At 45.1% G+C, this 923-nt stretch carries 1 protein-coding gene; it reads left to right on the top strand.

Features of this window, described 5'->3' with window-relative positions:
• Positions 1-137: 137 nt before the first annotated feature.
• A partial coding sequence (locus tag ACS8FD_RS17810; protein ID WP_439276831.1) for a hypothetical protein occupies positions 138-923 on the top strand: 786 nt, incomplete at its 3' end.

Here is a 923-nt window from a genome sequence, read left to right as displayed (position 1 = left end):
GGTACATCTACAGCCGTCATCAAATCTCTCATTAATTATCAAGCGCTAAGCAATATTCATCACAAACGAATACATGGTTCATGGCATAATACTTTATGCTCACTATATCCACACAGTATAACAAATTGTCGATTACTATGACCTCAAAACCTATGCAGACTTCAAAAGATAACCAAACTCTAAACACTCAAGCATCAGACACTCAAATTCCAACGCCTCATACAGGTGCTGCAACTGCTCATCCTAGCGCAAGCTTATCAGCTGCTAGCCTAACTATGGATAGCTTAATCGATGCTCAAGTTGCCTTTATGCAGCAGTGGTTACAGCAGCAAGCAGAGCCGATGGCTCTAGAGGCTTGGCAGTGGTTAGGCGCGCAGCCACTACATAAATACGTTAGCGCCGATGATTTGCAGCACCTGATTAATGACTGGCTACTGAGCCAACCGATGAGCGATGTCATGCGCACCGATATCCGCGATATCTTGCATACGGTCATTTATCATCCAGTCAACGACAACGTACCTTTATCTGAGCTAGTGGATGATACTCAGGTTGAAACTCTTGCCAATTACATAGGTAGCCATGACGAGCAGCGTAATGCCTTGATTCATACGCTAGTCGGCAATGAAACCTTTGCAGACTTGTTGACGCAAACACTATATCACGCTATCAACGACTTTATGGAAACCACGCTGGATAAAGCAGGCGGTGTTGGTAAGCTCATGAAGCTTGGACGCAGCTCATTTGAGAAGGCAACCAACAGAAACCTGGATGAAAAGTTACAGACGTACTTGCATCGCAATATTAAAGACTTAACTCGCCGAGCAGAGGCGAATGCGCAAGCACACTTATCAAATGAAGAAGTCGCTCGGCTCTTGATAACAGGTTGGGGACGCATCAAAGACCAACCGATTAGCCAGCTA

This window comes from Psychrobacter sp. 1U2 (genome assembly GCF_051847575.1).
This window is presented reverse-complemented; position numbering and strand designations above follow the sequence as displayed.